The 2,048-nt window shown below is 59.1% G+C and carries 1 protein-coding gene; it reads left to right on the top strand.

The features are described 5' to 3' along the window. The first annotated feature begins 617 nt into the window (after window positions 1-617). Complete coding sequence (gene ltrA / locus RM96_RS36205) at window positions 618-1,925, top strand: group II intron reverse transcriptase/maturase (RefSeq protein WP_039016588.1); 1,308 nt, start codon at window positions 618-620, stop codon at window positions 1,923-1,925. Window positions 1,926-2,048: the final 123 nt, after the last annotated feature.

Raw genomic sequence — 2,048 nt, 5'->3', positions numbered from 1 at the left:
GCGCGGCCGCGAACGAGTGTTGCTGACTTCCCTGAGGGATCGCCGACGCTTCAAGCCAGCCGATATCGCTGCGTGCTACACCCGTCGCTGGCAGATCGGTGTGTCCAGATAAGGACACGTTATCCAGTCGGTGTAAGTCCGACCGAGGCAAAAGACTCAAGCCTCGTAGCTTGGGAGGCGTCATGGTCGCGAAAGCAAGATGACGGAGCCCTCCGACAGTATGCTCAGAAAGGAGTGTATGCAACGCACCAGGTTGCAACGTGCAGTGAACGCAGATGTAGCCTCGTCACACGAAAACCCGGTGGCTGAGACGGTCGATAACGCGCGAAAGCAGCAAGAGTTGTCCGAAACGAGTCCGATGCGGCAACTCTCACCGGCGGGGTATCAGCGGCGACATGGTGTGAAGGATAACGTGGAAACTGGAGAAGCCCTCGGCACCCGGCGGAGAAAGCCCGTCGAGGAGATGCCCGCTATAACCGCGAGTGGGAAATGCGGGCATAGGTGTCAGGGTGACGGATCGGGTCGTAGTACTGTCGATGGGCGTGCAGCAAAACGCGCCCGGAGGGAAGGGCCCGGACCGGTGAGTATTCCGTCCAACAATGTGAGGCAGGGATGAAATGACAAAGGCATCCGGCAGTCTGCAGGAACTGAGAAGGCGGATATATCGCAAGGCGAAGTCTGACAAGACTCATCGCTTCTGGGGGCTCTTCGTGCATATTGCGAAGAGTGAAACCCTCGACGAGGCCTACCGTATCGCCAAGAGGAACGGCGGTGCGCCGGGAATCGATGATCTGAGTTTTGAAGACATCGAGGCATCGGGACGTACTGTATTCCTCGCGGAGATTCAGGCAGACCTCAAAACAGGCAGGTATGAACCCAAGCCGAACCGCAGGGTAGAGATCCCGAAGAGCAATGGCAAGGTCCGCGTTCTCCAGGTTCCTTGCATCCGCGACCGCGTGGTGCAGGGGGCGCTGAAACTGATCCTCGAAGCGGTATTCGAGGCGGACTTCTGCCCGAACTCCTACGGGTTTCGACCGAAGCGGTCCCCACACCGCGCGCTGGCGGAAGTCAGACGCAGTGTGCTGCGGCGCATGTCGACGGTGGTTGATGTGGATTTGTCGCGCTACTTTGACACAATTCAACATTCAACCCTGTTGGGCAAGATCGCGAAGCGCATTCAGGACCCTCAGGTCATGCACTTGGTCAAGCAGGTTATCAAAGCAGCGGGCAAAGTTGGGGTACCGCAAGGTGGCCCATTCAGCCCACTCGCTGCGAACATCTACTTGAATGAGATTGACTGGATGTTCGACGAGATTCGACGCAAGACGGCACAGGGCCCTTACGAGGCAGTGAACTATCACCGGTTTGCTGACGACATTGTCATCACCGTCAGTGGCCACCACACCAAACGCGGCTGGGCTGAACGTGCCCTGCAGCGTCTGCGGGAACAACTCGTGCCGCTAGGCGTCGAGTTGAACACGGAGAAAACCATTGTGGTGGATACATTGAAGGAGGACGCCTTTGGGTTCCTGGGGTTCGACCTGCGTCGCGTGCGCAAACGAGCGGGGAACGGGTACTTCATCCTGATGACCCCCAAGAAGAAGGCTCGCCAAGCCATCAAGGCGAGGATCCGCGACATCATCCGGCACGGAGGCTCGACCCCGGCCGTGAAGCTGGTCGCGAAACTCAACGCTGCGGTGGCGGGATGGGTCAACTACTTCCGGGTCGGCAACGCCAGTCGCGCCTTCAGTGAGGTGCGCGACTATCTGGAAATGAAGGTTCGAACTCTGCTAACGCGGCGCAAGCGACGCCAGAAGACGAGCGTCGGGTGGCGACGATGGAGTAACGAGTACCTCTACGGAGTCCTGGGACTGTTCTGGGACTGGAAGACGCGCCCGCTGTCGGGCGCGGAGGGGTTCGCGTGAAAGTGGTCGCCACACCGATAGGACTCATAGTGTGTCACGAGCGCAGGTGTGAGCCTGCGGTGCTGTACCGAAGATGGGAGTAGGCCTCCCGAAGTCGGCTTTCAGGGGCAGGCTTCAAACCGC

Origin of the sequence: Cupriavidus sp. IDO (genome assembly GCF_000812465.1) — a bacterium.
Classification (GTDB): domain Bacteria; phylum Pseudomonadota; class Gammaproteobacteria; order Burkholderiales; family Burkholderiaceae; genus Cupriavidus.
This window is presented reverse-complemented; position numbering and strand designations above follow the sequence as displayed.

Coding starts and splice junctions, on each gene's coding strand:
- ltrA (WP_039016588.1), top strand. CDS start 618: ATGACAAAGGCATCCGGCAGTCTGCAGGAACTGAGAAGGCGGATATAT.